At 44.0% G+C, this 26,232-nt stretch carries 34 protein-coding genes and 3 pseudogenes; 23 read left to right on the forward strand and 14 right to left on the reverse strand.

Going from position 1 to position 26,232, the window contains the following annotated elements; genetic code table 11:
- The first annotated feature begins 357 nt into the window (after window positions 1-357).
- The 4 genes from tsaE to tsaD all read left to right on the forward strand — a co-directional run bounded on the left by tsaE (window position 358) and on the right by tsaD (window position 3,278).
- Window positions 358-837 (forward strand): tRNA (adenosine(37)-N6)-threonylcarbamoyltransferase complex ATPase subunit type 1 TsaE, encoded by a 480-nt coding sequence (tsaE, locus tag BXP28_RS18710; protein WP_023482488.1) that lies wholly within the window; start codon window positions 358-360, stop codon window positions 835-837.
- Complete coding sequence (tsaB, locus tag BXP28_RS18715) at window positions 834-1,712, forward strand: tRNA (adenosine(37)-N6)-threonylcarbamoyltransferase complex dimerization subunit type 1 TsaB (RefSeq protein ID WP_023482489.1); 879 nt, start codon at window positions 834-836, stop codon at window positions 1,710-1,712. The genes tsaE and tsaB overlap by 4 nt, the downstream gene beginning before the upstream one ends.
- Before the next feature lie 72 nt (window positions 1,713-1,784).
- Window positions 1,785-2,237 (forward strand): ribosomal protein S18-alanine N-acetyltransferase, encoded by a 453-nt coding sequence (rimI, locus tag BXP28_RS18720; protein ID WP_226989829.1) that lies wholly within the window; start codon window positions 1,785-1,787, stop codon window positions 2,235-2,237.
- Window positions 2,238-2,249: 12 nt separating this feature from the next.
- Window positions 2,250-3,278 (forward strand): tRNA (adenosine(37)-N6)-threonylcarbamoyltransferase complex transferase subunit TsaD, encoded by a 1,029-nt coding sequence (tsaD, locus tag BXP28_RS18725; protein WP_036655844.1) that lies wholly within the window; start codon window positions 2,250-2,252, stop codon window positions 3,276-3,278.
- Window positions 3,279-3,410: 132 nt separating this feature from the next.
- Here the strand turns inward: tsaD and BXP28_RS18730 are convergent, their stop codons facing one another.
- From BXP28_RS18730 to BXP28_RS24585, 4 genes are all read right to left on the reverse strand, one after another.
- Window positions 3,411-4,550 carry a glycerate kinase gene (locus tag BXP28_RS18730; protein WP_023482492.1) on the reverse strand — a complete coding sequence of 380 codons (1,140 nt, stop codon included), beginning with the start codon at window positions 4,548-4,550 and terminating at the stop codon, window positions 3,411-3,413.
- Window positions 4,551-4,774: 224 nt separating this feature from the next.
- Window positions 4,775-5,077: a PucR family transcriptional regulator gene (locus tag BXP28_RS24575; protein ID WP_096761331.1), complete on the reverse strand. Its 303-nt coding sequence runs from the start codon at window positions 5,075-5,077 to the stop codon at window positions 4,775-4,777.
- Window positions 4,989-5,267, reverse strand: a complete 279-nt coding sequence (locus BXP28_RS24580) for a hypothetical protein (protein WP_024093061.1) — start codon at window positions 5,265-5,267, stop codon at window positions 4,989-4,991. Before BXP28_RS24580 ends, BXP28_RS24575 begins: the two co-directional genes overlap by 89 nt.
- A gap of 22 nt (window positions 5,268-5,289) precedes the next feature.
- Window positions 5,290-5,403: a sugar diacid recognition domain-containing protein gene (locus BXP28_RS24585; protein ID WP_024093062.1), complete on the reverse strand. Its 114-nt coding sequence runs from the start codon at window positions 5,401-5,403 to the stop codon at window positions 5,290-5,292.
- A 636-nt stretch (window positions 5,404-6,039) separates the two neighbouring features.
- On the opposite strand from BXP28_RS24585, the pseudogene BXP28_RS18745 reads away from it, so the two are divergent.
- Window positions 6,040-7,055 (forward strand): annotated as a pseudogene (locus BXP28_RS18745) (S66 family peptidase).
- Between the two features lie 95 nt (window positions 7,056-7,150).
- On the opposite strand, the gene BXP28_RS18750 reads toward BXP28_RS18745, so the two are convergent.
- Entirely contained in the window at window positions 7,151-9,082 is a 1,932-nt protein-coding gene (locus tag BXP28_RS18750) for an ABC-F family ATP-binding cassette domain-containing protein (protein ID WP_036655851.1), read from the reverse strand.
- Between the two features lie 280 nt (window positions 9,083-9,362).
- On the opposite strand from BXP28_RS18750, the gene BXP28_RS18755 reads away from it, so the two are divergent.
- The 8 genes from BXP28_RS18755 (at window position 9,363) to groL (ending at window position 15,442) form a co-directional block, all read left to right on the forward strand.
- Window positions 9,363-9,992 (forward strand): 5-formyltetrahydrofolate cyclo-ligase, encoded by a 630-nt coding sequence (locus tag BXP28_RS18755; RefSeq protein WP_036655852.1) that lies wholly within the window; start codon window positions 9,363-9,365, stop codon window positions 9,990-9,992.
- A gap of 13 nt (window positions 9,993-10,005) precedes the next feature.
- Window positions 10,006-10,503, forward strand: a complete 498-nt coding sequence (gene moaC, locus BXP28_RS18760; protein WP_023482498.1) for a cyclic pyranopterin monophosphate synthase MoaC — start codon at window positions 10,006-10,008, stop codon at window positions 10,501-10,503.
- Between the two features lie 18 nt (window positions 10,504-10,521).
- Entirely contained in the window at window positions 10,522-11,013 is a 492-nt protein-coding gene (locus BXP28_RS18765) for a MogA/MoaB family molybdenum cofactor biosynthesis protein (RefSeq protein ID WP_023482499.1), read from the forward strand.
- Window positions 11,010-12,020 carry a molybdopterin-binding protein gene (locus BXP28_RS18770; protein WP_023482500.1) on the forward strand — a complete coding sequence of 337 codons (1,011 nt, stop codon included), beginning with the start codon at window positions 11,010-11,012 and terminating at the stop codon, window positions 12,018-12,020. The genes BXP28_RS18765 and BXP28_RS18770 overlap by 4 nt, the downstream gene beginning before the upstream one ends.
- Before the next feature lie 31 nt (window positions 12,021-12,051).
- On the forward strand, window positions 12,052-12,315 hold the full coding sequence (gene tatA, locus BXP28_RS18775) for a twin-arginine translocase TatA/TatE family subunit (RefSeq protein ID WP_036655855.1): 264 nt from the start codon (window positions 12,052-12,054) through the stop codon (window positions 12,313-12,315).
- A gap of 44 nt (window positions 12,316-12,359) precedes the next feature.
- Complete coding sequence (gene tatC, locus BXP28_RS18780) at window positions 12,360-13,121, forward strand: twin-arginine translocase subunit TatC (protein WP_024093068.1); 762 nt, start codon at window positions 12,360-12,362, stop codon at window positions 13,119-13,121.
- Window positions 13,122-13,442: 321 nt separating this feature from the next.
- A complete protein-coding gene (gene groES, locus BXP28_RS18790) occupies window positions 13,443-13,724 on the forward strand; it encodes a co-chaperone GroES (RefSeq protein WP_023482502.1) in 282 nt (93 codons plus the stop codon).
- Between the two features lie 89 nt (window positions 13,725-13,813).
- Window positions 13,814-15,442: a chaperonin GroEL gene (gene groL / locus BXP28_RS18795; RefSeq protein ID WP_023482503.1), complete on the forward strand. Its 1,629-nt coding sequence runs from the start codon at window positions 13,814-13,816 to the stop codon at window positions 15,440-15,442.
- A gap of 88 nt (window positions 15,443-15,530) precedes the next feature.
- On the opposite strand, the gene BXP28_RS18800 is transcribed toward groL, so the two are convergent.
- The 3 genes from BXP28_RS18800 to BXP28_RS25305 all read right to left on the reverse strand — a co-directional run bounded on the left by BXP28_RS18800 (window position 15,531) and on the right by BXP28_RS25305 (window position 16,473).
- Window positions 15,531-15,968 (reverse strand): tyrosine-type recombinase/integrase, encoded by a 438-nt coding sequence (locus BXP28_RS18800; protein WP_024093071.1) that lies wholly within the window; start codon window positions 15,966-15,968, stop codon window positions 15,531-15,533.
- 117 nt (window positions 15,969-16,085) lie between these two features.
- The gene (locus BXP28_RS23625; protein ID WP_024093072.1) at window positions 16,086-16,373 is read right to left on the reverse strand and encodes a hypothetical protein; all 288 of its coding nucleotides are present in this window, start codon (window positions 16,371-16,373) and stop codon (window positions 16,086-16,088) included.
- A complete protein-coding gene (locus BXP28_RS25305; protein WP_077585168.1) occupies window positions 16,306-16,473 on the reverse strand; it encodes a helix-turn-helix domain-containing protein in 168 nt (55 codons plus the stop codon). The genes BXP28_RS23625 and BXP28_RS25305 overlap by 68 nt, the downstream gene beginning before the upstream one ends.
- 87 nt (window positions 16,474-16,560) lie before the next feature.
- Between BXP28_RS25305 and BXP28_RS18810 the strand changes: the two genes are divergently transcribed.
- The 3 genes from BXP28_RS18810 (at window position 16,561) to BXP28_RS25310 (ending at window position 18,611) form a co-directional block, all read left to right on the forward strand.
- A complete protein-coding gene (locus BXP28_RS18810) occupies window positions 16,561-16,764 on the forward strand; it encodes a hypothetical protein (RefSeq protein ID WP_080675781.1) in 204 nt (67 codons plus the stop codon).
- Window positions 16,765-17,056: 292 nt separating this feature from the next.
- A complete protein-coding gene (locus tag BXP28_RS18815; protein WP_023483236.1) occupies window positions 17,057-18,280 on the forward strand; it encodes an IS256 family transposase in 1,224 nt (407 codons plus the stop codon).
- 148 nt (window positions 18,281-18,428) lie between these two features.
- The gene (locus BXP28_RS25310) at window positions 18,429-18,611 is read left to right on the forward strand and encodes a hypothetical protein (RefSeq protein WP_367869718.1); all 183 of its coding nucleotides are present in this window, start codon (window positions 18,429-18,431) and stop codon (window positions 18,609-18,611) included.
- On the opposite strand, the gene BXP28_RS25315 is transcribed toward BXP28_RS25310, so the two are convergent.
- Window positions 18,582-18,794, reverse strand: a complete 213-nt coding sequence (locus tag BXP28_RS25315; RefSeq protein ID WP_036655862.1) for a hypothetical protein — start codon at window positions 18,792-18,794, stop codon at window positions 18,582-18,584. The genes BXP28_RS25310 and BXP28_RS25315 overlap by 30 nt on opposite strands.
- Between BXP28_RS25315 and BXP28_RS25320 the strand changes: the two genes are divergently transcribed.
- Together BXP28_RS25320 and BXP28_RS25325 are read left to right on the forward strand one after the other, a co-directional pair.
- Window positions 18,690-18,923 carry a DDE-type integrase/transposase/recombinase gene (locus BXP28_RS25320; protein ID WP_077585170.1) on the forward strand — a complete coding sequence of 78 codons (234 nt, stop codon included), beginning with the start codon at window positions 18,690-18,692 and terminating at the stop codon, window positions 18,921-18,923. The two genes, BXP28_RS25315 and BXP28_RS25320, sit on opposite strands and share 105 nt — an antisense overlap.
- A gap of 51 nt (window positions 18,924-18,974) precedes the next feature.
- Window positions 18,975-19,082 (forward strand): hypothetical protein, encoded by a 108-nt coding sequence (locus BXP28_RS25325; RefSeq protein WP_367869719.1) that lies wholly within the window; start codon window positions 18,975-18,977, stop codon window positions 19,080-19,082.
- Between the two features lie 248 nt (window positions 19,083-19,330).
- Here BXP28_RS25325 and BXP28_RS18835 read toward each other — a convergent pair whose 3' ends face one another.
- The gene (locus BXP28_RS18835; protein ID WP_036655864.1) at window positions 19,331-19,615 is read right to left on the reverse strand and encodes a hypothetical protein; all 285 of its coding nucleotides are present in this window, start codon (window positions 19,613-19,615) and stop codon (window positions 19,331-19,333) included.
- Window positions 19,616-19,847: 232 nt separating this feature from the next.
- Window positions 19,848-19,973, reverse strand: coding sequence for a sporulation protein YjcZ (locus BXP28_RS23640; protein WP_188318549.1), 126 nt, complete (start codon window positions 19,971-19,973; stop codon window positions 19,848-19,850).
- A 220-nt stretch (window positions 19,974-20,193) separates the two neighbouring features.
- Between BXP28_RS23640 and BXP28_RS18840 the strand changes: the two genes are divergently transcribed.
- From BXP28_RS18840 to BXP28_RS18855, 4 genes and pseudogenes are all read left to right on the forward strand, one after another.
- Complete coding sequence (locus BXP28_RS18840; protein ID WP_036655866.1) at window positions 20,194-20,586, forward strand: YmaF family protein; 393 nt, start codon at window positions 20,194-20,196, stop codon at window positions 20,584-20,586.
- 492 nt (window positions 20,587-21,078) lie between these two features.
- Entirely contained in the window at window positions 21,079-21,447 is a 369-nt protein-coding gene (locus BXP28_RS18850) for a hypothetical protein (RefSeq protein WP_144029687.1), read from the forward strand.
- A 28-nt stretch (window positions 21,448-21,475) separates the two neighbouring features.
- Window positions 21,476-21,733, forward strand: coding sequence for an RICIN domain-containing protein (locus BXP28_RS22950; protein WP_144029688.1), 258 nt, complete (start codon window positions 21,476-21,478; stop codon window positions 21,731-21,733).
- Window positions 21,734-21,750: 17 nt separating this feature from the next.
- Window positions 21,751-21,969: pseudogene (locus BXP28_RS18855) on the forward strand (transposase); the annotation flags it as partial.
- 200 nt (window positions 21,970-22,169) lie between these two features.
- On the opposite strand, the gene BXP28_RS24595 reads toward BXP28_RS18855, so the two are convergent.
- Window positions 22,170-22,271 (reverse strand): YjcZ family sporulation protein, encoded by a 102-nt coding sequence (locus tag BXP28_RS24595; RefSeq protein ID WP_230460612.1) that lies wholly within the window; start codon window positions 22,269-22,271, stop codon window positions 22,170-22,172.
- Between the two features lie 446 nt (window positions 22,272-22,717).
- Here BXP28_RS24595 and BXP28_RS18860 point away from each other — a divergent pair, with 446 nt between their 5' ends.
- Complete coding sequence (locus tag BXP28_RS18860) at window positions 22,718-24,493, forward strand: M60 family metallopeptidase (RefSeq protein WP_023483965.1); 1,776 nt, start codon at window positions 22,718-22,720, stop codon at window positions 24,491-24,493.
- A 421-nt stretch (window positions 24,494-24,914) separates the two neighbouring features.
- Here BXP28_RS18860 and BXP28_RS18865 read toward each other — a convergent pair.
- Both BXP28_RS18865 and BXP28_RS18870 read right to left on the reverse strand, forming a co-directional pair.
- A pseudogene (locus BXP28_RS18865) lies at window positions 24,915-25,403 on the reverse strand (peptidoglycan recognition protein family protein); the annotation flags it as partial.
- 269 nt (window positions 25,404-25,672) lie between these two features.
- A complete protein-coding gene (locus BXP28_RS18870; protein WP_024093077.1) occupies window positions 25,673-26,167 on the reverse strand; it encodes a Ger(x)C family spore germination protein in 495 nt (164 codons plus the stop codon).
- Between the last annotated feature and the right edge of the window lie 65 nt (window positions 26,168-26,232).

A 26,232-nucleotide genomic window follows, 5' to 3' on the forward strand; every position in this document is an offset into this window, starting at 1 on the left:
CAAGACCATTATGCCTGAACGGATTGGAGGGGATAGGACTGAATTCTTACCGTAATATGTGGAAAGAACCTTATTTTTATCCGTTTTCAAACAAATTTCTGACAAGTTTTCCCTCGATTTGTTATTAATCCAAACATTTAGATGAAGAAACAGGTTTCTTCAGGTTTTCTTAATAGGAGAAAAGGCCCGGTTCTCCTAAAAACGGCTTGGTTGCTACAAAAAAGAGCTAAGGATATAATAATAGGAACAATCGGTCATGCCATAAACGACCGCAGCGGGCGCTTTTGTTATCCGCCCTGACAATACTACCCGGGAACTAACGAAACCGGAGGATAATCATTTTCAAAGGGGAATAAAATGACAACACCCTCTTACAGCTATAAAGCAAATAATGAAACAGATACGGAGAACTTAGCCGGGTGGTTAGGTGATTTTTTCATGCCCGGATCACTCCTTGCTCTAGACGGCGACCTGGGTGCGGGAAAAACAAGATTTTCGCAAGGACTGGCACGGGCCGCGGGCGTACAAGGAGTAGTTAACAGTCCAACTTTTACGATTATCAAAGAGTATGAAGGGGCCAGACTCCCGGTTTATCATATGGATGTGTATCGGATTTCCCTGGAGGAAGCCGATGATCTTGGCCTTGATGAGTATTTTTATGGTCAAGGGCTGACTATTTTAGAATGGGCGAGCTTGATTGAAGAATTGCTGCCTCCGGACAGACTGGATATTTATATTGAAAATGCCGGGGGGAATCAACGGGTTTTCCGCCTTACTCCTCGCGGAGAGCCGTATGAAACCTGGTGCAGGGAATTAAAGGAGAAGGGAATTTTATGACGAACGAACAGCTTGAACAGGCGGCTTCAGGATTGATGCTCGCTTTGGATACATCCACTTCTTCCATGACAGTGGCACTGCTAAGACAAGGAAAACAGATTGCTCAGGTGAATTCAAGAGCAGAACGCAATCATTCCATTCACCTGCTTCCTGCCGTTCAAAAACTGATTAGAGAACAGGGGTATCGTTCTTCTGATTTAGAATCTGTCGCTGTCGGGAACGGACCGGGCTCATATACAGGTGTCAGAATTGCCGTAACTGCCGCGAAAACATTTTCCTGGTCCCTGGATATTCCTCTTGTAAGTGTTTCAAGTTTGGAGGCGCTGGCTTTTGGGGCTAACCGTGAATGCAATGAAGGGGATTCACCGGTTCTGCACGAAGGAAACGATGGAACAAGACGGATGGAAGAAGATTGTCAGACAGGGGAGACGGCCTGTAAACCGGAAATCAGATGGCTGGTACCATTGGTCAATGGGAGAAGGGGACAGGCTTTTACATCCTTATTTGCCACGCAGAAATCGTTAGACTGGCAAAGGCTGGAACCGGACGGTATTCGGCTGATGGAGAACTGGGTCCGGGATATTCTGGTCAAGGCGGAACAACTTGCAGGCTCTGATCGGGAAAAAGAGCGGAAACAAGCCCCTACCGAGGTTGTCTTTGCCGGGGAAGTCGGGCTTTTTGATCCCATGATCGAGAACTTTAAAACTTCCTGGAAAGGGACGGTGCGGCAGATACCGCATGAAATGAAGGCGGAAGATATAGGAATCTTGGCTTATGGTTTGCTGCTGGAGAGAGAAACGGACAATCCCTATACACTGGTTCCAAACTATACGCAACTCACGGAAGCTGAAGTTAAGCTGATGGGGAAATCTTAGGAGAGGATGGTCGGTGTGGAGCCTCAGGATCTAAAGGAAGCAGAAACCGTTTCAGGCCTGGAGTTTCGACTTATGCAGGTCGGGGATATTTCACGGATCTGCGAAATTGAGCAGGAAGCTTTTACGACCCCTTGGTCGGCGGGTGCTTTCATAAATGAACTGACGAGCAACCATTTCGCCCGGTATATGGTTATGGAAGTTCATGGTGACATAGCCGGTTATGGTGGAATGTGGCTTATTATGGACGAAGCGCACATTACGAATATTGCCGTTTCTGAAACATACCGTGGCCGGAAACTGGGGGAAAGACTGCTGCGTGAGATGCAAAAGACGGCAGGTTTTCTCGGGGCGAAACGGATGACCCTGGAAGTCAGGGCTTCAAACCATATTGCTCAGCGTTTATACAACAAAATGGGTTTTGTATATTCTGGTATCCGCAAAGGCTATTATACCGACAACAACGAAGATGCCATCATTATGTGGGCTGAATTGCCCGATATAAATACTAGCGGTCCGGAGGACTGAAACGATAAAGGAATGGAAAAGATGGACAAAAAGCCGACTTACATTTTAGCGATAGAAACTAGCTGCGATGAAACATCTGTGGCTATAGTCCGGGACGGTAAGCATATCTTGGCCAATGTAGTATCCAGCCAAATTGAGACACACCAAAAATTCGGCGGAGTAGTACCGGAAATTGCTTCACGAAAGCACGTGGAATCCATAACCTGGATCATGCAGAAAGGGCTCACGGAAGCGAAACTGACGAATCGGGATTTATCCGCCATTGCGGTTACCCGGGGACCCGGACTTGTCGGCTCCCTGCTTGTAGGTATTGTGGCAGCGAAAGCACTGGCTTGTGCTCTTGAACTGCCGCTAATTGGCGTACATCATATTGCCGGGCATATTTATGCGAATCAGTTGGTCCATAAGCTGGAATATCCGCTTATGGCCCTGGTCGTATCCGGCGGACATACCGAGCTTGTTCATATGGAGGAGAAAGGAAAATTCCGCATTATTGGACAAACGCGCGATGATGCGGCCGGGGAGGCTTATGATAAGGTAGGGCGGGCCCTTCACCTGCCATATCCGGGCGGTCCCCATATTGACCGTCTTGCTCACGAGGCCGATGTGGAAATTGAGATGCCGCGCGCCTGGCTGGAGGCCGATTCCTACGACTTCAGCTTCAGCGGGCTGAAATCTGCTGTTCTGAATGTGGTGAATCAGTCCAATATGCGAGGTGAAGCGTTGCAGTCGGCCCAAATCGCGCGAGGATTTCAGAACTCCGTCATCGACGTGCTTGTGGAGAAATCGGCCCGCGCGATTGAGGAATTCGGTGCCAAGCAGCTTCTGCTTTGCGGCGGGGTGGCCGCCAATAGGGGGCTCCGTACCCGGTTGAATGAGCGGTGTAACCGGCTGGGGATTCCGCTTCTGGCTCCCCCGATGAAGTTATGTACGGACAATGCGGCCATGATTGCCGCCGCCGCTTTTCTGAAATGGGAGAAGAAGGAGTTTACTTCCCTCGACTTCAAGGCGGAACCGTTGCTTGATCTGGAAACCTGGTAATCCGGAAACCTGGCCGGCTGAAAACAGCTGACCCGGCAAACCGATAAAAAGTCTCACGGATTCTAACGCAGAAGATCCGTGAGATTTTTTTTGGAGCCGTGCTATAATCCGCTTATCTTAAAGATAACGGACTTATTTGTCAGGCAATTTCAGGAGAGCTGCCGCATTCCGTGCTGTCCGCTCCAAATTGATGGCCCCTTCCCGAAGTACCTGATCGAGGCTTTGAATTCCCGGAATGATAGGAAAGACGGCATCGAGGCCATGTTCCAGTACAACCGCATAGTCGGCGGACACACATCCGGCAAGGGCGAGGGTCGGGATGCCGAATGCTTTGGCTGTTTTAGCCACTCCAATGGGGGTTTTGCCATAAATCGTCTGGCTATCGATACGGCCCTCGCCTGTTATGACAAGATCGGCTCCCTTCATGGCGTCCTTTAGCCCGGATGCTTCAACCACAATGTCAATGCCCCGCTTTAGTTCGACTTTTAGAAAGGCGAGCTCCCCTGCTCCCAGTCCGCCCGCCGCTCCTGCTCCTGGTACGGACTCCAGATCCAGCCCGAGGGTTTTTTGGATGTTCTTTGCATAATGGCCCAGGTTGGCGTCGAGCAGCAGGACCATGTCCGGCGTTGCGCCTTTTTGGGGGCCGAAGATAGCGGAGGCGCCTGTGGGGCCCGTTAGAAGATTATCCACATCACAAGCAGCCACAACGGACACATTTGACAGCCGTTTGTCCAGGCCGCTGATATCAATCTGATGCAGCCTGCCCAGTTCTCCGCCCCCCCAGCCGATCTCCTTGCCGCTCTTGTCCAGGAAACGGACTCCGAGGGCCGCAGCCATTCCGGCTCCGCCGTCGTTGGTTGCACTTCCTCCAAGACCCAAAATGATATGGCTGACTCCCCGGTCTAATGCGGCCAAAATCTGCTGACCGGTTCCAAAAGTGGTTGTGACGAGGGGGTTGCGTTCAGATAAAGGCACATGAGCGATTCCTGAAGCTGCCGCCATTTCAATCACGGCTGTACGTCCGTCTCCCAGCATTCCGTAGAAAGCTTTCACCGGTTTTCCCAGAGGACCGGTGACCTCCAGGCTGACGATTTCACCTTTTGTAGCATCCACCAGGGATTGAACCGTCCCTTCCCCGCCGTCCGCCATAGGAATTTTGACAAGCTCCGCATCAGGAAATACACTGCGAAATCCTTTTTCTATAGCTGAGGCTGCTTCCAAAGCTGTAAGGCTTTCTTTGAACGAATCAGGGGCAATAATAATTTTTTTCATAATAACCGCTCCTCTTAAAAAAGATGGTTTCTCTTATCTCCATGGTTTTATTTTGTCAGACAAACAGCTTAAATACACCGAAGATGAGGGTTTCAATATCATCCCGATGGCAACGGCTAACGCGTTTATAGCTCCCCGAACAGAAACGGATACAGTCATCGTTATATCCTCCTCTAGAATCAGTATGAACAAAGCTGGCCAAATAAGTATATCCACCTTGCACTTTAAGGGTCCGATTGGCGGAACAAATATAACCATAAAGCCATCTGCAGTTGAAATAAATCATGAAAACGGCGGGGATCTTTGCCGGTTATTTCGGTTATTCGGTTTAGACGGTAACGAAGGGTATTCCGGTGGATTATTAACCTTTCAGTTGTTCTGTGCGGTTCCCCATTCTCAGCAAGAAAAACCTGAAGGGTGTCATAGAGTTCTCCGGATTTATCCTGCTGCAATAAATTCTGGATGAGACCAATCGGCTCGTCTGCTCTCCATGTAGGCTGAACAGGTACCAGCAGGGATTCGGCCATGAGATTGACGGCGATTATCCAGTAATGAGATGACTTTCCGGAGGGTCAAATCTCTTTCGCGGGGTTTTTCCTTCTGCTGCTGGATTTCCATCACACAGACAAGACGAGGAATATCAAAGGTGATGCCAAGTCTTTTGGCCTGCTCGTCCAATGCAGTGACTGAAGCCCTGTCTCCATGTAGGATGGACAACAGAAACTCCTCCTTGAGCCGTTTATCCGGAACCGATGATTCGTCCGGTTTCATCCATAACATTTACGTTATATCCGATAACCTGCATGGTACGGTTGGCAATTTGCTGTGCAAGCTTCGGGGTAAGTCTGCTCATGATAAACGTTTATCCTCCAGATCAAAGCCTTTTTTTCATAGCCTACACTATAACAGTCTTTCCCTTTAAATTACAAATCTCCGGGTTTAAGGCGAAAAAAGCGTATTGACTTTCCTGATTCCGCATACTTCTGCGGTTTCGCGAGGGCGGTAAAAGGAGACATTGATGCGGCCGCGGAAGCGACCACCATCATAAATCGTTTAAAGGAACGGGAATGGATCAGGACATTCTTCTTGCTGTTGCCAAAGCTTATTTGGCGGCCTGCAATCAAGCGAAATTCCGAAAAGCAGGAGGCACAATCTATATAGTCCAATATGTGGGAAATGCAAGGGGGAATACTTATACACACAGGGCTGTGCATTGACATATTCACACCCCTTGTGGATAATGTGCATAACCGCTTTCAATCCCCGTTTTTAGGGAACGGGAAATCCCTGAAAAACAGGACAACTTTTTCACAGTTTTTTGTGGATAATGTGGGTAAAGCTGTGTAAAACTCATCAATAACCTGATGAAAAGGGAATAAAGGCCTGTTTTTGTCTGTGGATAAGGATGTGTACAGAGGAAACAGCAGCTTCATTTAAAGAGACGATGATTCATAGCAGGTTTTCCAATAATCTCAAAGGAGAAGTGCATATGATAAACTATCCGCTTTTAAAAAAGGGGCAACAATTGGTGTAACTGCACCTTCCTCCGGTTTAAATGCAGAATTACATAATATGTTTAAGCAATGCTGTGAAAGCATGGAAAAAAAAGGGTATCAGGTTGTTTGTGGAGAAACAGTTTGGACACAAGAGAAAGCTAAATCTGCCAGTGCTAAAAAGAGGGCAAATGAATTTATCGGGATGATGCAAGACGAAAACATTGATATCATCATTCCTCCTTGGGGCGGTGAACTATTAATTGAAATACTGGAAGAAATTGATTTTGAAAAGATAAATAAGAAATGGGTACTTGGATACTCGGATACAAGCGTTTTATTACTGGCGATTACTTTAAACACGGGAATAGCCACTGCCCACGGGACAAATCTGGTAGATTTAAGAGGAGAATACTCCGATGATACAACAGCTATGTGGCAAAGTGTTTTATCGACTAAAACAGGGGCTTCCATCACCCAACACTCTTCAGATAAATATCAAAAGGAATGGAAGCATCATGATCCATCTCCATGTGTCTATCATTTGACAGAAGATACAAACTGGAAAACTATTTCAGCTAAAAATGTAAAAATCAAAGGTCGGCTACTCGGTGGTTATATTGACGTCATTAGGCACCTTATTGGCACTCCATTTGGTAGAGTACAAGATTTCAGGAAAAAACATGCTGATAACGAGCCTTTAATTTGGTATCTGGAAAACTGTGAGCTAACTACTGTCGATTTACGGCGTTCATTGGTTCAAATGAAACTGGCAGGCTGGTTTGACCATTGTTCAGGTATACTGTTTGGACGCAGTGCCGCAAACCGTCCAATTGAGAATTATACTGTTGAAGATGTGTATAGAGAACTCAGTCATGAGCTTAATATTCCAATTATTTATGATGTGGATTGTGGCCATGTACCTCCACAAATCACTTTTATTAATGGAGCATTTGCCGAAGTTGAAGTTAAAGATAATAAAGGAGTAATTTTACAACATTTTAAATCGTAATTGCCGTATATTTATTCGCTAAAATGAATCAATTTCATAAAACCGCTTCAAAATACAAACAAAATCACCATTCGACCGGTGGTGATTTGTTTGCATTACGCCATAAGAGATTCCCATTCTGCATAATAGCGGGCTAATTCTTCATTTTTCTCTTCCATAGCTGCGTTTTTTTCCTGAACGAGTTTGTAATCGTTGAAAACATCCGGCAGGGCAAGCTCTTCTTCCAGAGCCTTGACCTCTCTCTCCAGATCGGCAATCTGTTTTTCAAGTTGTTCCAGTCTTCTCAGACGGGACCGTTCCTCTCTTTTTGCCTGTTTATCCGCCTCGTAACTAGCCCCTTTTTCCTGTTTCGCCCCTTCCTTCGTCTTTTTGAAGGACTCTCCGGCCTGTTGTTCCGAAGCTAATTCTTCGAGTTCGGCTTTCTTCTCCACGTAATCATCATAATTGCCAAGATAATTTGTAACACCGGATGGGGACATTTCCAGCATTCGTTCGGCAATTTTGTTCAAGAAATAGCGGTCATGGGAAATGAATAACAAGGTTCCTTCATACTCCAAAAGGGCCGATTCCAGTACTTCCTTGCTGTATAAGTCCAGATGGTTAGTCGGCTCATCAAGGATCAGGACATTTGCTTTTTGCAGCATTAATTTTGCCAGGGCTACCCGGGCCTTTTCCCCTCCGCTTAAAGCGGAAATCTTCTTAAGAACATCTTCGCCGCTGAACAGGAAGTTGCCCAGTACTGTACGAATACGGACTTCTTCCAGTTGGGGGAAATCATCCCAAAGCTCATTAAGCACTGTTTTTTCCGGATGCAATCCGGTCTGCTCCTGGTCATAATAACCGACTTTCACTCCCGTACCCCATTCTAAGGAACCCCTGTCTGGCTGATGCTGGCCGATCAATGTGCGCAGCAGGGTCGTTTTACCTACCCCGTTAGGTCCTATCAAGGCTGCGGTTTCGCCGCGGCGGAGCTGAAAAGAGATATGTTCGGCAAGCGTAATCCCGTCACCTACGGACAAGGCCAACTTTTTCACCTGCAGTACATCTTTACCGGAGGTTCTTTCCACTTCAAAAGAGAAGCTGGCCTTTTTGAGCTCTCCCAAGGGTTTTTCCAGTCTTTCCATTTTCTCCAGAGCTTTGCGCCGACTTTGGGCTCTTTTCGTAGTGGAAGCTCTCACCAGATTTTTTCTTATAAAATCTTCCATTTTAGAGATTTCTTCCTGCTGTTTTTCGAATTTTTTCATCTCGATAGCATATTCGGCGGCTTTCAATTCGATAAATTTGGAATAATTCCCCGTATAACGCCGTGACTGATGGCGTTCAATTTCATAGATTGTTCCCACCAGGGCATCCAGAAAGTAGCGGTCGTGAGAAACCACAAGAATAGCACCGGGGTATCCCTTCAGGTAATTTTCCAGCCAAGTTAACGTTTCGATGTCCAGGTGGTTGGTAGGCTCATCCAAAAGCAGAAGATCGGGCTCTTCCAGAAGCATTTTGGCTAAGGCAAGCCTCGTTTTTTGTCCTCCGCTCAGCGTATTGACAGGGGTTTCCGGAGCAAAGGAGCCGAATCCCATACCGTTCAGAATACCCCGTATTTTGGCTTCGATTTCATAGCCTCCATTTTCCCGGAACCATTCGGACTTCACCGCATATTTATCAAGAATCTCCTGATAGAGCTTTGGCTGGTCGTGCACGGCGGGGTCCGCTATTTTGCCCTCTAACTCGCGGAGTTCTATTTCCGTTTCCAGCAAAGAGGCAAATACACCAATCAGCTCTTCCCAAATACTTTTATCCGATTGCAGACCGGCCTGCTGTCTGAGATACCCGATCCGGGTTTCCTTGGCTTTAAAAATGCTTCCTTCATCGTATGAAAGCTCCCCTGCAATAATTTGCAACAGAGTCGATTTTCCCGCTCCGTTCACCCCTACGAGTCCGATCCGCTCCCTTTCTTCAATCTGCAGGGATATATTAGAGAGTACGGGGTCCGTTTCGAAACTTTTCGTTATTCCCGTTACTTGCAGCAGCATATGGCTACCTCCTTCAACTTGCCTCTTATCTATAAGAAAGGAGGCTTCCTTCATGTTGGTTTTGCCTATAGTGTACAGGAAAAAAGCGAAAACAAAAAGATTGTCTTCCATAGACGGAAGGATCATCCTGGAGTTTGAACCAGTTTTTTCAACTGTTGCCCGCTTGTGATAAAATAAAAGCGTTCAAGAAGAGGAAACCTCCATTTGGATGAAGAAATCCATTTATATAAAAGCCACTTTAGGAATTTGCTGATATAGAAAAAAGCGGAAGGCGATGAATATGCACATCAAGGTAGATAAGGCCAGGCTGAGAAAACAAGTGGAAGAGAAGCGCGCCCTGCTCACCGGAGAGACAAGGCGGCAGAAGGAAGAAAGCATAGGAACAGGGCTTATTTCTTTTTTACGCCGGTATTTAACCGGAAGACAGGACGAGTCCTCGCCTACTGTGCTTACCTACATGCCGTTCCGAACAGAGGCTGATGTAACTCTGGTTTTGGAATACGGATGGACGGAAGGCATCCGCATGGTTGTCCCCCGTGTTGAAAAAGAACAAAAACAAATGGCTTTCTACGTGATAAACAGCTATGATGATCTTGAGACAGGTATTTGGGGCATTCGTGAGCCCAGGACAAGCTTGCCGAGATTTGAAAATATGCAGGAACTAACCTTGATTCTGGTGCCCGGCTTGGCATTTGACCGTCAGGGGGGAAGGCTGGGATATGGCGGAGGTTATTATGACCGTCTTATCCATAAGATGAAACGGGACAAGTTCCGTATTCCCTATTTGCTTGCAGGGGCTTTTGACTGCCAGATTATTCCCCATGTTCCGGGAGCCTGGCATGATTTCCGTGTAGATACGATCATCACGGAGTCCCGCTGTCTGCACCCCGTCGGGAAGAGAAAGGAATGAATCCGATTTAATTATGAGTGATACATTTACCCATTTTAACGAACAGGGAAGAGCCAGAATGGTAGACGTTTCGGATAAAAAGGATACAAAGCGGACTGCAGTAGCCAAAACTACGCTAACCATGAACCCGGAAACTCTTCAAAAGATTAAAGAAGGGACTATGAAAAAAGGCGATGTTATGGCTGTGGCCCAGGTAGCCGGAATCATGGCCTCCAAAAAAACATCCGAGATTATTCCGATGTGCCATCCCATCTCTTTAAGCGGGGTTGATATAGCCTTCTCGGATGACGGTGACCGGCATTTGGAGATTACGGTCACTGTCCGCACAACCGGACCTACCGGAGTGGAAATGGAAGCATTGACGGCCGCTTCTGCTGCTGCTCTTACTGTATATGATATGTGCAAAGCAGTAGAGAAGGGGATGATAATAGGGCCTACGATTTTGCTTGAAAAGACAGGCGGAAAAAGTGATGATTTTCACAGGGGGAAATCACATACCCCGTCAGAGTAGAAGAAAGAGGTGAGTTTCATGAGCTGGAAGGTGGCTATCCTGACCGCTAGTGACCGTGGGTTCCGGGGCGAGCGCGAAGATACGAGTGCCCAGGTCATCCGCGAGCTTGTGGAAGAAGAAATTCAAGGCGAGATTATTGAGTATAGAGTGGTACCCGACGAAATGGATGAAATCATGGCAGCCCTTATAGAAATGACTGATTATCATAAAGCAGATTTGATCCTGACCACCGGAGGAACGGGACTGGGACCCAGAGATGTTACCCCTGAGGCAACGGTAAGTGTAATTGACAGAGAAGCGCCGGGATTTGCGGAAGCCATGCGCATGAAATCGGTGGAAAAAACCCCGAGAGCCATGTTGTCCCGGGCGGTATGCGGAATCCGGGGAAATACATTAATCGTTAATTTGCCCGGCAGTCCTAAGGGAGTACACGAGAACCTTGCTGTTATTATTGAACAGCTTCCCCATGCCTTAGGCATTCTTTCAGGGAGAGAGGGAGATCACGGATGAATAAGCAGATGCTTCGCGAGGTGAAGGTGGAGGAGGCCGTTGGCGCTATCCTCCCCCATGATTTGACACAAATTCTCCCCGGACAATTTAAAGGACGCCTCTTCAAGAAAGGCCACCGGATTACGGAGGAAGACATCCCTGCACTGTTGAGTATTGGAAAAGAGCATATTTACGTCATGGAACCGGAAGCAGGATACTTGCATGAGGATGAAGCTGCTTTACGGATGGCGGCCGCCATTCAAGACAGTCGGATGAGCATGACCGAACCCCATGAAGGAAAAGTGACGCTTCGCTCGTCCATTCACGGGCTCACTCATATAGATCCCGATTGGGTGCATAAAGTAAACTCGATAGAGAACATCGTCATGTCAACGCTTAAAGATTCGGTGGTGGTAGAGCCCGGACAGCCGGTTGCCGGAACCAGAATTATCCCCCTCTATATAGAAGAAACCCGGATTGAGCAGATTGAGGAAACAGTACGGACATATAGGGAGAAGCATGGATGCAGCCCGGTACGGGTAGAGCCTTTTCTGAATCTGAAAGTAGGCCTGATTACAACAGGCAGTGAAGTGTATAAAGGCCGGATTCAGGACAAGTTCGGCCCGGTTGTAAGACGGAAGGTGGCTGAACTGGGGTCTGAGGTGGTTGAGCAGCGTCTGGCTCCTGACGAAGCGGACATCATTTCAAGGTATATTTTGGAACTTGCTGACGGGGATATCGACCTGATTCTTGTTACAGGGGGCATGTCCGTAGATCCGGACGACCGGACACCGGGGGCTATCAGACAAACAGGCGCCCGGGTGGTGAATTATGGAACACCTATGCTGCCGGGTTCCATGCTAATGATGGCCTATCTTGGTGATGTTCCCGTTATGGGGTTGCCCGGATGCGTGATGCACGATCCTTACACTTCCTTCGATGTTCTGCTTCCCCGCATTTGTGCAGGCCGGGTTATCCGGCGTGAGGAAATTACAGGGCTTGGGTATGGCGGATTACAAGGATGTTAGTTTCTACTGAACTTAATAAGGTGGGATAACATTGAATATCGGTTTTTCTGAAGTAATACTGCTGATTATTGTCGGTTTGCTGCTGTTTGGACCGAAAAAACTGCCGGAGCTGGGAAGGGCTTTTGGCAAAACTCTAAAAGAATTCAAAGATGCTATACATGGATTGGTCGACGATCCCAATACAGGACCAAAAGACACTTCTGCGATTTCACCGTCCCAAAAGAACGAGGGAGAGTCTGAATCTGTAGAGAAGCCGGCGGAAAAGCCTGCAGATACCCGGCGCCTGCCGGATTAATGGCGGAACTAAATAGCAAACCGGAAGGAAGTAGTGGTACAACCATGAGTTCAAAGGATAATATGGGATTTATGGACCATTTGCAGGAACTGCGCAAACGATTAATGTGGGTGATAGCCTGCCTTTTGTTTGGCCTGGTAATAGGGCTTATCTGTGCGAAACCGGTTATTTTGTTTTTGAAAGAAGCGCCTCCTGCCAATACGATTACATGGAACGTATTTTCTCCTTGGGATGCCCTTAAGCTTTACATGAATGTAGGCCTTATCGTGGGGATTTTAATTACATTGCCTGTTGCCATGTATCACCTGTGGGCGTTTGTAAAGCCCGGGCTTAGGGAAGTAGAACAAAAAGCTACAGTTAAATACATTCCGTTCGCTTTCCTTCTGTTTGTGATGGGACTTGCCTTCGGCTATTACGTTGTCTTTCCTCTCGCTTTTCACTTTACTACGGCCATAAGCAAAAGCCTGGACATTCAGGAAATGTACGGGGCTGCCCAATATTTTTCGTTTATGTTTAACATCATTTTGCCGCTTTCACTATTGTTTGAGCTGCCTATTATCGTGCTTTTTTTGACAAAATTGCGCATACTCAATCCGGCAAGACTCGGCAAATTCAGAAGGATTGCTTACATGGTGCTGGTCATTTTGTCGACGATCATTACCCCGCCGGATGCCCTTTCAGCCATTTTAGTGGCGATTCCGCTTATTCTTCTCTATGAGGCAAGCGTTGTACTTTCCCGTGTTATCTACCGTAAGCAGCTGATTGATGATGCCAAATGGGAAGAGGATTTCGTTCAAAATGCCTGACAGCCTGTGCTGGAAAGGTGTTCAGGCTGTCAGGCATTTTGCGTATTCGATTGTAACAATGGGGACTGGCCACCCGCTTTGCAGTACTTCAATGGGCGCCCGGGAGGGGGTCCGCGTTTATCTTACGGTTGAACCAATCTTCACCGGGCTAAACGGACCCGATGCGGATTATTTTGAAAAAATGTTGCTCAACCACTTGCAAAGTAGCTTCAAAATCATTATCATAATAATTGTTGTTAGCACTTGATATGTATGAGTGCTAAAAACAACTTCATCTAAATAAAATGAATCGAAACATAACACTAAAGGAGGCTATTTCTCATGATCAAACCGTTGGGTGATCGCGTAGTCATTGAAGCCATTGCGAAAGAGGAGACCACCGCAAGTGGCATCGTACTTCCGGAAACAGCAAAAGAAAAGCCGCAAGAAGGTAAAGTTGTTGCTGTTGGCAGCGGAACTTTGAAGGATGGAGAGCGTATTGCGCTGGAAGTGAAAGAAGGCGACCGCGTTATTTTCTCCAAATACGCAGGCACTGAAGTGAAATACGATGGCCGTGAACTGTTGATTATGCGTGAAAGCGACATTCTTGCTGTATTAGCCTAATTTAGCACACATACATCGAACGTGATCCGGGATGAGATCGTATCCGGAATGAATATTCTATTAACCATAACTTAGGGAGGGTTTTATCCATGGCAAAAGATATTAAGTTCAGTGAAGACGCTCGCCGTGCGATGCTTCGTGGGGTCGACGCTTTAGCAGATGCAGTTAAAGTAACGCTTGGACCAAAAGGTCGCAACGTAGTTCTTGAGAAAAAATTCGGCAGCCCGCTCATCACTAACGACGGTGTAACCATTGCCAAAGAAATTGAGCTGGAAGATGCTTTCGAAAACATGGGAGCTCAACTGGTTAAAGAAGTAGCAACCAAAACTAACGATGTAGCAGGTGATGGTACTACTACCGCAACTGTACTGGCTCAGGCTATGATCACGGAAGGTCTGAAAAACGTGACTGCCGGTGCAAATCCGATGGTGGTCCGCAAAGGTATTGACAAAGCGGTTCGTGCTGCTGTTGAAGAACTCCAAAAAATTGCTAAACCTATCGAAGGCAAGCAAAACATTGCACAAGTTGCGGCCATCTCAGCTGCAGATGACGAAGTAGGCGAACTGATCGCTGAAGCTATGGAAAAAGTTGGAAAAGATGGTGTTATCACGGTTGAAGAATCCAAAGGATTCGCTACGGAAATGGAAATCGTAGAAGGTATGCAGTTTGACCGCGGTTACGTCTCTCCTTACATGATTACAGACACAGACAAGATGGAAGCTGTTCTTGAAAATCCTTACATCTTGATTACAGATAAAAAGATCTCCAACATTCAGGAAATTCTGCCTGTGCTTGAAAAAGTAGTACAGCAAGGTAAAGCTCTGCTGATCATTGCTGAAGATGTTGAAGGTGAAGCACAAGCTACACTGATCGTCAATAAACTGCGTGGTACGTTCACTTGCGTAGCAGTTAAAGCTCCTGGATTTGGTGACCGCCGCAAAGCTATGCTTCAAGACATTGCTGCTCTGACCGGGGGACAAGTGATTACCGAAGAACTTGGATTAGACCTGAAATCCACTGCAATCGACCAATTGGGTAGCGCACGTCAAGTTCGCGTAACCAAAGAAAACACCATTATTGTTGACGGTGCTGGCGACAAGAAAGATATTGAAGCCCGCATTAACCAAATCCGTGCTCAACTGGAAGAAACCACTTCCGAATTTGATAAAGAAAAACTGCAAGAGCGTCTGGCTAAACTGGCTGGCGGTGTAGGCGTAATCAAAGTAGGTGCAGCTACTGAAACTGAGCTGAAAGAACGTAAACTCCGCATTGAAGATGCTCTGAACGCTACTCGTGCAGCTGTGGAAGAAGGTATCGTTGCTGGTGGTGGTACTGCCCTGGTGAACGTATACAATGCTGTTGCCGCAGTTAAAGCTGAAGGCGACGAAAAAACAGGTGTTAACATCGTACTTCGTGCACTGGAAGAGCCTGTACGTACAATCGCAGCAAATGCAGGACAAGAAGGTTCTGTAATTGTAGAACGCCTGAAGAAAGAAGCATTAGGCATTGGATACAACGCAGCAACTGGCGAATGGGTAAATATGCTGGAACAAGGTATTGTTGACCCTGCTAAAGTTACTCGTTCCGCTCTGCAAAATGCAGCATCCGTAGCGGCTATGTTCCTGACTACTGAAGCTGTCATCGCTGACAAACCTGAAAAAGAAAAACCAGCTATGCCTGACATGGGCGGCATGGGTGGAATGGGCGGCATGATGTAATAAACATCATAAAGCCTTGATTTATCAATGCTTTTTCAGATGTTACTCCGCGTTGTGTAACAAAAGGGTAACATCGGGAACAAAAAGATTAGAGGTTTTCCATGAGTCGAGCAAACTTTTGGGAAGCCTCTTTTTCCATTTCTTTTGTTACGTGCAAGTAAATATTTTTTGTAGTGTCTTCGTCTTTGTGTCCTAATCGCTCCATAACTTCAGGTAAACTAACTCCAGCTTCAGCTAGCAGAGATGTATGTGTATGACGGAGCGAATGGGGAGTTAGCTCTAGGAGTTCTTTATTTAATCCAGCGATTTTCAATAATCGCCTCATTCTGTTTTCAATTGTTTTGATTAATTCCGGATAACCTGGATATCCGTCCATTTTATCAAAAACAAAGTCCTCATCGTGATAAGTATCCCTATATCTCATTCGAACCTGTTTTTGTAATGGACAGTGCTCTTCAAGAACAGCCAGGACTTTTGGATCAATATCAATAGTTCTTCTGGATGTTGCTGTTTTAGGTGGAACCAATTGATATTTCTTTATATTGTTTGTAGGGTTGTAGTATGTTTTAGTAATTTTTTCAGGCAGTTGGCTAGCTCAAACGGGTCAGTAGTTTTATATCTACGTATAAGCTACCTTATGATTTTATCCATTCCCTACCCTCCGATTATTAATCATCGATAGGCTTTCTTTTATTTTTTTCTTTGCATCCCAAAAAATGGCTTCCATTACCCTTTTTACTTTCTCTCGGTTTTCATCATCTATAGGTACTCCATCAAACATGATCGGAATGTCTTCCTCAAGCATTTTTTTGAAATCACGCTTGTCTTTAGAGGAAGCCCATTCAGGAATATCTCCTTCTTCGTTATCGTTTCCAGTGAAGTAGTCTAGAGGTTTTCCGAAATAATCTGCTATAGCCTGTAAAGTACTCACTTGGGGTTTTTGTTCTGCCATTCAAAATCTGAGTCAAAGTTGTATATGGAATTCCTGTATCCTTAGATAGTTTGTATCTGCTAACTCCTTGCTTTTTCATTACTTCTTCTATTTTTTCTGGAATACCCACTTTATTGGATCAACAAAGGCTACGTGAAAAGAAATACGGATGCGGATGAGTAAGGGAATGAATCAATCGCAAGAACAAAGAGTAAGGGAAATTTTTCGGGAAGAGTTTGAAAAAAAAGAAGCCGCAACAAAGGCGGCGTTAGAAATAAAAGCAACTATTACGATTACTCATCCTGTTAATCTCCAATTGATAAGCCAACAATTGAATCAACAAACAAAATCATTTTTGAAAGAAAGTGGCTTTTACCCTCATGGGTCATGACTTTAGCATTACCAAGAATAAAACATTTATCGTTTATATTCGAATTCTCGTCATCCATAAAATCGCTAGCATTTTTTAACGTATTAGCGAACAGAAAAGAAATTATATCCTCTTGGTCTGTAAGTTCTTTAGGTTGGAAATTTGGTGAAATGATTTCTTCCGCTTCTATGAAAGTTGAGTCCGTATAATTGTGTAAAAAGCTAGGTTCCAAAAAATGAAAGGAGCCATATTCATAGCCCTCAGTTAGAATAATGTTGGGACACAAAATTCTAAATATACGAGGTGTTATGAAATGGCTCAATACCAGATTAACGTAGATTCGCAGCTTTTGCATCAACTATTTTTGGGAAATTCTCAGGATGCGGGTGTAGCCAAGCTGCTCGAGTCTGTACTGAACCAAGTCTTACAAGCACAGGTGAGTGAACAAGTGGAAGCAGATCGTTATGAACGAACAGAGAATCGAAAAGCGTACCGGAATGGATCGTATCCACATGGGCTGCATACGCGGGTGGGAACCATTACACTAAGTGTTCCGCGCATCCGTGGTGGGAAGTTCACGACAGAGCTCTTTAGTCGTTACCAGAGAAGTGAACAAGCGTTAATCTTAGCGATGATGGAAATGGTCGTAAACGGCGTCTCTACGCGTAAAGTCTCGCAAGTAACCGAAGAACTCTGCGGAACCGAGTTTTCTAAATCCACTGTTTCAGACCTTTGTAAGCGGCTGGATCCCATCGTAACTGCTTGGAATAATCGAAGCCTGGCAGACAGCCTCTTTCCGTTTGTTCTCGTAGATGCGATGTATCTCAAGGTCCGTGAAGACGGTCGTGTACGCTCACGAGGCATCATGATTGCCATTGGTGTAAACACCGAGGGCTATCGTGAAGTCCTTGGCCTGATGCTGGGTGACACAGAATCTGAAGCAAGCTGGAGTGAGTTTTTCAGCTCTCTAAAAGGACGTGGATTACGAGGTGTGGATCTCATTACCTCCGACGATCATGGCGGCCTTGTACGCGCGGTACGGCAGCAGCTGCAAGGGGTAACATGGCAGCGATGCCAGACTCACTTCACGCGAAATGTATTAGAAGCCTCACCCAAAGCCTTGAAGGATGAGATCCATGGCCGTCTACGGTCGATTCTAGATGCTCCTGATACTGGAACGGCAAGGTTTTTATTAAAACAGACCTTAGCGGCTTATGAAGATAAGGCGGGTAAGGCGATGGGCGTGCTGGAAAGCGGATTTGACGATGCTACCGCCGTCTTAATGCTGCCAGAGCGTTACCGAAAACGGCTGCGCACGACAAATAGCGTTGAGCGTCTCAACGAAGAGGTTAGACGCCGGGAACGTGTCATTCGCATCTTCCCAAACCGTGAATCCGTGATTCGTCTTATTGGTGCTCTATTGATGGAACAGGATGAAAAATGGGCAGCCGGCAAGAAATATCTCGACATGACCGAGTACATGGAATGGCGGAAGGATCGGCCAAAGTCCGATGCCAAAGTGACTCGCATTATGTAGCACAGTCTAGCTGAGGGAATTTACACACGAATTTGGACTTGATCTCTATGAATCCAAAGTTTGTTACAAAAACAATATTTAACTTATTTGGGGATGTAATAAGTTCAAGTTTCCCTTTATGGAGCACCCGTACTTCGGCTACCGACGTATGACACGATTCCTTCGAGATCAGGGCTTTGAGATTAATTATAAGCGCGTACGTCGGCCTATGCAGTTCATGGGGCTTGAGGCGATCTATCCGAAGCCGAACCTGAGCAAACGCCTTCACGCCAAATACACCCGTCCTTACCTGCTGCGCAGTTTAACCATTGACCGGCCGAATCAGGTCTGAGGAACCGACATTACGTATCTGCGGATGGGGAAGGGAATCATGTACCTGTTTAATATCTTCGATTAGTACAGCCGTAAAGTGATCAACTATGAACTGTCCAGCACGCTCGAGAAAAGCTTTGTTCTTAAGTGCCTCAAACGCGCATTCAGCCGTTGCAAACCAGAGATGATGAATAGTGATCAAGGCTCTCATTTCACCAATGCTGATTATCTGGAATTGCTAGAGAAAGAAGGCATCAAGGTGTCAATGGATGGTAAAGGCCGGGCAAGGGACAATAGCCGAACAGAGCGCTACTTTCGATCCCTCAAATAGGAATGTATTTATTTAAATGAATTTGAAGACCCTCGCGCACTCCGCAAAGGGATAGCTCGCTATGTCCAATTTTACAATCAGGAACGTCCCTATCAATCTCTTGATGGAGCAAAACCAAACCAATTCTACGCTCACACTATCAATAAACTCGCATCTTAACATACTGGAATACACGAGTAGGAGGACTTAACTTATTTCTCAAAAAATCGTTTCTTGACAATGGGGAGCATTATATTTCGCCTCATAACTTGGGTTTTTCTCATTCCGAAGACATCGCTTTACGACACGTAGCTTTACCTCTAAAGAAATTGGTCTCCTTTTGGACATTATCCCATCCTTGTAGAAGTAGAAGTTTTTGTTTTTTCTACTGTCTACTATGATGTAGCATATCAATAACCAATGTGGTCTTATTCCATTTTTGATACATGATTTTGAAAGTTCCTCAAAAGAAAAATGGGGGGCTGCCGAAGAAGAACGGGATTTCCGCAATGGCGAGCAAATACGTATGGGTTGAAGAATGGAGTAAACGCACGTGTACCTATTTGTTTATCATTTGGGCTAAGGTTATTTGGGTTAAGATAGATTTTATCTTCCGCCCTATGCAAAATACCTTCCAAAATTTCCCTTTGGCGTATCATGACATATACATACTTTTCAACGAGAGACTTTACTTGTTTTTTACTAATCGCCACCCCTATATCACCCCAGTTTACTGTACTTTCCTAAATAAGGGCTTATCTAGAAAATTATTTTGCATTGTACTAAGTACGATAACCAAAAGGATGAATAGAATAAGAAGGAGCAGGACTGTACCGATATTTACTATCAGAACACCAACCTTTAGCAAGAACACCTATGCCTTTCAAAAAAATAAGTCGATAGAAGAAATGGGGCCGTTTTCCCAAACGTCCCCATCGTCCGAAATTAATAGCCCAATACACTGCGAGATACAATGACCAAAAGGATAAACAAAACAAGAATTGTAGCTGTACTAGTAATCAATCCTCCGTATCCATTTCCTCCTCCATATGAGCCAGCCGTATATCCCATTGAAAAGCCTCCTTTCTCAGAAAACTAATTTATTCTATGGTGGGAATGAACTACATGCTTGGACACTTTGGGAAATGTGTTCACTCATTAATTCGCCAAAAATTAAAACAAATCTGGTATCCTTTAGGCCCATCAAAAATTCATAAATCCTGAAACTTTTAGTCCCTTCCCCCATATAATGTAGAACAAATAATGTAGAATGAAGGGAAGTGTGCTTATATTGGAAATATCGATAACCGGATTCGTTGTATGTTCTGATGATTCCGATTCCGAACATTCTCATGAGCTTTATATTACTTCCTGGGACGGAAGACCTGTTTATACCCATGTTCATGCTTTTGCAGGAAACACATCTTTTGATGTGGGCCATTATCACCATTACGCTGGCGTAACGGAACCAGCCCCAAGTAGAATTGAACATGTTCACAATTATTACGCGGAAACATCATTTAATGATGGTCATTCTCATACGATCAGAGGAACCACAGGGCCCGCAATTCCATTGCCGGAAGGAGGACACTTTCACAGGTTTGAAGGATATACAACAGTAAACGGGATGACTCCCCACTCCCACAGTTACTGTGGAAATACAGGCAATGAGAAAGTTTTATAGTTGATTCAGGAATACGAAAAAGCCCCCAAATCTAAGATTACGGGTTGAAAAAATACTTATTGATATATATGAATATTGACTACCTGAAGGTTTTATACCAATAGGAGGATGACTCGGGGGCAACGTCATTTGCTTAGGAACAAAAGAGCCATATTATGAAGCAATATATTTTTGGGATCATGAGCAAGAATCTGAAAACCCAGATGATATGAACAACGTATACTTCCTGGCGGCTAATATTGATGAATTTGTGGATAATTTATTTTATAAGGAATGAGCTTTTTTATAACTATAATCAGTATCTATAAAAAAACTACAACATGAAGATATTTAAAAGGGCCTTTAAGGAATGAACTGTGACCCCCAAGAGGGTCACTTTTTTTCAAAGTGTCCATCTTACGGGTCACAGTTCACCAAGACCATGATAATTTTTTTAGTTCCTTTTCTGGATTGGAATTTAATCGTCTCATTTTTACAGTATCACAGGAAGATATGATTCAAGATTTTAAAACCTATAACCTGCCCGAACATTTGAGTTTATTCCGTTATTATTCGGTAGAAGTTTCTAAAGAACAAGGTGATCCTCAATCTATTGTGGACAGGCTCAAACAATCTCCCTTGTTGAAACGGCTTATATTGAACCGGACGCTATTGAATTCGACGTACCAGATTCAGTTGCCGAAATGGAAGATCCAACGCTATTCGCGCAACCTAATCGGAATCCTCTATTTAAAAAACAAGGGTACTTGTATTCCGCTCCTCTTGGTATTGACGCCCCCAGTATTCATGGGATATACCTGGTGGAAATGGGGAGGGCATTATGCTTGTAGGTTATGCCTGATTAAAAGCGATTTTAAATAAATTAGGATTTACCCCAGCAAACTCAATATTGCAAATTGTAACAGCATTAAATGATACAAGCGTCGTTGATATGTCTTTACAACAATATGGAAATGTTCATTTGTGGAAATATCATGGAGGTTCAAACCAAAAATGGAGAGCAATTTATGATAAAACGAAAGAAGCATACCAATTTAGAAATTTGTACGATGAAAACTTAGTATTAGCATGGAATGCTATCTCAAATTCCAGACAAAGATTATTGTGTATAAACAAAATAATGGTGAAAATCAAAAATTCAAATTGAGAAATGTATAGGCAGTTCTTTTGGAGATGAACGGAAGACTTGAGCTGGTTTTTCTGCCGCCTTACAGTCCGCAACTCAACATCGTCGAAGGGCTCTGGAAATGGCTGAAATCCGATGTGATTAACAACGTGTTCTTTCACACCGTTACCGAAATCTGCAAGAACGTCGGACAGTTTATGGACGAAATAATGAAAAGCCCCGATTCAATTATTGATCGTCTCTGTATCAGGTTTTGATCCTGATTTCTTTAGTTCAACTTATATAGAAAGGAACGGCCATCATATGAAATTCGGCATACGTAAGCCAAGCATCAAACGCCAGGTTATACATAGAGCCGGTATAAAAGAAATTGTTTAAGTAAGCCCTTCGGGGCTTTTTATTTTGCATAAAAATAACCTGCCGCTAAGACAGGTTATCCTATTTCTCCCACACTTGTTTAATACAAAAAGGATCGAGAAACAATAACCAATAAAATGAATAGGACTAGAATGGCTGATGTACTTGTGAATCCTCCGTATCCTCCACATGAATAACTCATACAAAGCTCTCCCTTCTTTTAGATTCAATATATTGTATGAAAGAGATTAGAACATGCTTGGACTTGTAGAGCATGTTTTAGAAATAGGCTGCATGGGCTTGTGAGGAAGCGTTAGGTATGCTATTCTTACGTTATTAGCGTAACGTTGAGGGACGATAGCTTCCCGATATATTTTTATGTAGGCTCCCTGCAAGTTTGGGAGCATTTTTTGTTATATTAATTCACCTCTTCTCCTGTGTATGCAAAAGAGCCTCTAATGATTTCCATTTACTAATATAATTTCACAATATTGCAATATATTTATCTATGCTTAATTATAAATAATGTTATATTAAAAATATCAAAGGGGGTCGATTTTATGCTCTAATTTTAAATTTTTTGTAAAGGTTCATTTGTTGTCCACTTTTATGTTCATTTTTTCACAATGTTAAATTGGAGGAAGAATAATGAAGAAAACAACAAAAATAATTGTTCCGCTTGCCTTATCGGCTCTTATGCTGGGGAGTACAGTGGCAACCGTTCCGGTATATGCCCAAAATGAACCAATCGAAGGTAAAACAGTTGCTTCAAAACAAGAGATGACGATGAAGCTGGAACAAACAGGTTCAATTTACGATATCCGTAATCGACTTAAAGTAACCTTTGGACCGAGTAATCGACAATCGACGGGTGTCTACAAAAATAGTAATGATGTGATTGAGATTTATGTCGACCCAAATACAGATCAGTCCGTTATGCCGCAATATGTCATATCGCCGACTGTCCTTAAAAGTCATACGGATGTAGGAAGAGATAGTGGAATCCCACTTCAAAAAGGGTGGAATTTCATCAGAGAAGGAGCAGGCATTATTCATCTGATAAACGAATCAGGACCAACACAAAAACCTGCAACTGTAACGATTTCGGGTGGACAAGAATTACCCCGATTTATTTTAGGTAAACATACAGATGCCGACTGGGAGAAGATGAAACTCTCTAATCCAAATGCTCCAGGATTTGAACTGGTTAGTAAACACGTGATTATAACAGGCGGAAACAAAAGCATGTCACTCGTTCATTCTCCAAATGAACTAATGAAAGCCCATGACGAAGCCATCGAAGAAGAGAATCGCGTTGCCGGACTTGATAGTTCTAAAGACGTTCATCAGCCAGCGCCAATGAAACATCATATGCGTGAAAAAGACTCTGGGGGATGGATGTATGCTTGGCTCCAACATACAGGATACGTAAGCAACGCAATGAAATACATTCTCAATCCAGATATCTTTAAAAGAGATGGCTGGGGACCTTGGCATGAAGTCGGTCATACCCATCAAATGAACATTCTGAATTGGTCCGGTTTAGGAGAGGTAACAAATAACATTTATTCAATGTCAGTTCAACGTTATTTTGGAAACCATAGCCGACTTGAAGAAGATAAGACATACAATAAAGTCTTTGCCTATTTAGAACAAACAAATAAAGATTATAATAAAATTAATGATTTGTTTGTTAAGCTTGCTATGTTTTGTCAATTAGATTTGGCCTATGGTAAGGATTTCTATCCCTCTTTACATAAAGCGTACCGGGAATTGAATGAGTGGTCTGGCTCTGATGCCGTGAAACAACAACGATTTATCCGTCTGGCTTCCCGAACGGCCAATAGGAATTTAACGCCGTTTTTTGAAAAATGGGGATTAATGGTGACCCAAGAAACAAAGCAGCAACTGGCTTCCCTGCCGCACTTGGAAAAGAAAATATGGCAATATATGGATGATATGAATGGGGATGTTGAACCAATTGATCTAATTGATTCGGTTGTTCCGACTCCTATAGGTCTACAAGCAACAGATATCAAAGCTAATAGTGTCACTTTAAAGTGGAATTCTTCTGAGAGTAATGCTGGTATAAAAGGGTACGAGATCTATCGTAACGGTACTAAAGTAGGAGTGACCTCTTCTACCGAATATACAGATACAGATGTACAGGCCAATACCGAATATCGATATACAATCAAAGCGGTTGATATGAAAGGGAATGTTTCGGATCCTACTAATGAAATCAAGGTAGAAACAAAACAAGAGAGTTCATCTAAGTATGAACAATGGAACCCAAGTGCTGCCTATCAAAAAGGAAATAGGGTACAACATAAAGGGATAATTTATGAATGTGTTCAAGGCTATCAAGGGAAAGGTGATCCTAATTGGATATACGCATTATCTTTATGGATGCCAATTGAATAGCAAGGACTCAAACAAAACCTCAAAAATATATAAGAGCAGTAAAAATTATTTTTTCTTTTACATTATGAATATCATATAAGTCACACTCTTACCAGTACTATATAGCCAGCATGAAGCTAAACTTCCCCTTTTCATGGGGTGGTGCTTCTCTTCTGCACAGTTGGAAATAGGCCTCCACGGTTTTCCGCTTAGCGTCTGGGATTGGACGTATAAGCGTTGCCGTGACGGCCTATTTTCTATTCTACAGGCTGCTCGCCAAAATGTGGTTATTTAGCCACACCAGCTCATCAACGGTAAGACAACGGTTTTCAATCTTGACCATCCAACACCAATCAGTAAATTTCCCGGCATTCCAGGCTTTCCCCATATTGTCATAGAGCTGTTTCCACTGCCAATCTTCCAGTTGTAATGTTCTATTCATGTCTTCCTCTCCTTCATATGCTTGTTTAATTCGCTCTATAAAGCTTGGCACTCTTCCTTCATCTAACATTCTGTGCGGACAGTATTTACCACTCCAGTGTTGATGTGGTACCACGTTCTCTATTGGAATGCAGAACTGTTTCATGAGCTGGGCAATGACAACCGCCGCATTGTCTTCTGCTTTGTAATAGCGGCTGCCGCCCGATTTAGAGTAACAAATTTCTACCCCGATGGACTGACGGTTTCCTGTCCCGTTCCCGTCTCCACAATGCCAGGCATTACGATCAAAAGGAATGCCCTGAACAGCTTCTTTATCGTCCACAGCAACGTGGAACGAAACCTCGTTATTGTTTCCAATCATATAGCGAATCTCATTTTCTGCAAGAGCATCATTAGCCGTATTATGATAGGTGATATATTTCGGTGCCATTTTATTCGGACATTTAATGCCATATTTACTTGGGTCTACTAACATTTCTCTGATTTCCATCATTCAACACCTCCTCTTCATGTTTCCTTTTAAAATCTCTTTGATCTCCGCAATATCACTTGATAAACAGAGAACCGAATATCCCCGTATTTAGTGCTGTATTAAAAATTGTTCTTCCATTCATGGTTTCCCCTGCTAGTCTTCCTTTCAATCACACTTAAAATATAACTTTAAAAATGTCTAAAAAAGCATAGAGTTTTTCACCCATTGATGAAAAAAATGTATTGAAAACAAAAAAGAGTGAACCTGAATAACAGGCCCACTCTCTCTCAATATAATATCCTTTTTGTTGAATAAGATACCTTTTCTGCCGCTACAAGCACCTCATTATGCTTGGCAACCATTCTACAATTACGGGCTAATTTTTGCAACCAGACCGTTTGTGTTAAGAAACATAAAAAACCAGCCAAATGACTGGTTCGTATGGCCGCTGAATTACTAGGTCCACTCCTAAAGGGTTTCCCCACTTTGGGATTCTCCCCCAGCAGCTGTAATTTCCCCGTGACTAGCTGTCCGTTCATCTTGCTGTTAAAGATAGGTCTGGCATGCCGCGTTGTATCGGTACTTACCTTATAAACTTCATATTTTTTTTCGGCATTTTTGTTAAATACCGGATTCATTTCATAGATGTTCAGGTGATCATCTTCTAATTCCATTCCATACACGAGGGCGAGAGTAGCATCTTCCACATCTATCCGGTCTCCGCATCCGGCTAAGGCGAGTATGCTTAACAAAAGAAGGGCCATTCGAATTCTTCGTCTCACGTTTGGTTTCCTCTTTTTTTAAATCGTTTATAGACGGAGATGTAAATGATGAAAAGGACCGGAAA

The sequence above is a fragment of the Paenibacillus larvae subsp. larvae genome (genome assembly GCF_002003265.1).
GTDB classification, from domain to species: Bacteria; Bacillota; Bacilli; order Paenibacillales; family NBRC-103111; genus Paenibacillus_H; species Paenibacillus_H larvae.

Coding starts and splice junctions, on each gene's coding strand:
- tsaE (WP_023482488.1), top strand. CDS start 358: ATGACAACACCCTCTTACAGCTATAAAGCAAATAATGAAACAGATACG.
- tsaB (WP_023482489.1), top strand. CDS start 834: ATGACGAACGAACAGCTTGAACAGGCGGCTTCAGGATTGATGCTCGCT.
- rimI (WP_226989829.1), top strand. CDS start 1,785: ATGCAGGTCGGGGATATTTCACGGATCTGCGAAATTGAGCAGGAAGCT.
- tsaD (WP_036655844.1), top strand. CDS start 2,250: ATGGAAAAGATGGACAAAAAGCCGACTTACATTTTAGCGATAGAAACT.
- BXP28_RS18730 (WP_023482492.1), bottom strand. CDS start 4,550: ATGAAAAAAATTATTATTGCCCCTGATTCGTTCAAAGAAAGCCTTACA.
- BXP28_RS24575 (WP_096761331.1), bottom strand. CDS start 5,077: ATGGCCGAATCCCTGCTGGTACCTGTTCAGCCTACATGGAGAGCAGAC.
- BXP28_RS24585 (WP_024093062.1), bottom strand. CDS start 5,403: ATGAGCAGACTTACCCCGAAGCTTGCACAGCAAATTGCCAACCGTACC.
- BXP28_RS18750 (WP_036655851.1), bottom strand. CDS start 9,082: ATGCTGCTGCAAGTAACGGGAATAACGAAAAGTTTCGAAACGGACCCC.
- BXP28_RS18755 (WP_036655852.1), top strand. CDS start 9,363: ATGCACATCAAGGTAGATAAGGCCAGGCTGAGAAAACAAGTGGAAGAG.
- moaC (WP_023482498.1), top strand. CDS start 10,006: ATGAGTGATACATTTACCCATTTTAACGAACAGGGAAGAGCCAGAATG.
- BXP28_RS18765 (WP_023482499.1), top strand. CDS start 10,522: ATGAGCTGGAAGGTGGCTATCCTGACCGCTAGTGACCGTGGGTTCCGG.
- BXP28_RS18770 (WP_023482500.1), top strand. CDS start 11,010: ATGAATAAGCAGATGCTTCGCGAGGTGAAGGTGGAGGAGGCCGTTGGC.
- tatC (WP_024093068.1), top strand. CDS start 12,360: ATGAGTTCAAAGGATAATATGGGATTTATGGACCATTTGCAGGAACTG.
- groES (WP_023482502.1), top strand. CDS start 13,443: ATGATCAAACCGTTGGGTGATCGCGTAGTCATTGAAGCCATTGCGAAA.
- groL (WP_023482503.1), top strand. CDS start 13,814: ATGGCAAAAGATATTAAGTTCAGTGAAGACGCTCGCCGTGCGATGCTT.
- BXP28_RS25305 (WP_077585168.1), bottom strand. CDS start 16,473: ATGAAAAAGCAAGGAGTTAGCAGATACAAACTATCTAAGGATACAGGA.
- BXP28_RS18810 (WP_080675781.1), top strand. CDS start 16,561: ATGAATCAATCGCAAGAACAAAGAGTAAGGGAAATTTTTCGGGAAGAG.
- BXP28_RS18815 (WP_023483236.1), top strand. CDS start 17,057: ATGGCTCAATACCAGATTAACGTAGATTCGCAGCTTTTGCATCAACTA.
- BXP28_RS25310 (WP_367869718.1), top strand. CDS start 18,429: ATGACACGATTCCTTCGAGATCAGGGCTTTGAGATTAATTATAAGCGC.
- BXP28_RS23640 (WP_188318549.1), bottom strand. CDS start 19,973: ATGGGATATACGGCTGGCTCATATGGAGGAGGAAATGGATACGGAGGA.
- BXP28_RS18850 (WP_144029687.1), top strand. CDS start 21,079: ATGATTCAAGATTTTAAAACCTATAACCTGCCCGAACATTTGAGTTTA.
- BXP28_RS24595 (WP_230460612.1), bottom strand. CDS start 22,271: ATGAGTTATTCATGTGGAGGATACGGAGGATTCACAAGTACATCAGCC.
- BXP28_RS18860 (WP_023483965.1), top strand. CDS start 22,718: ATGAAGAAAACAACAAAAATAATTGTTCCGCTTGCCTTATCGGCTCTT.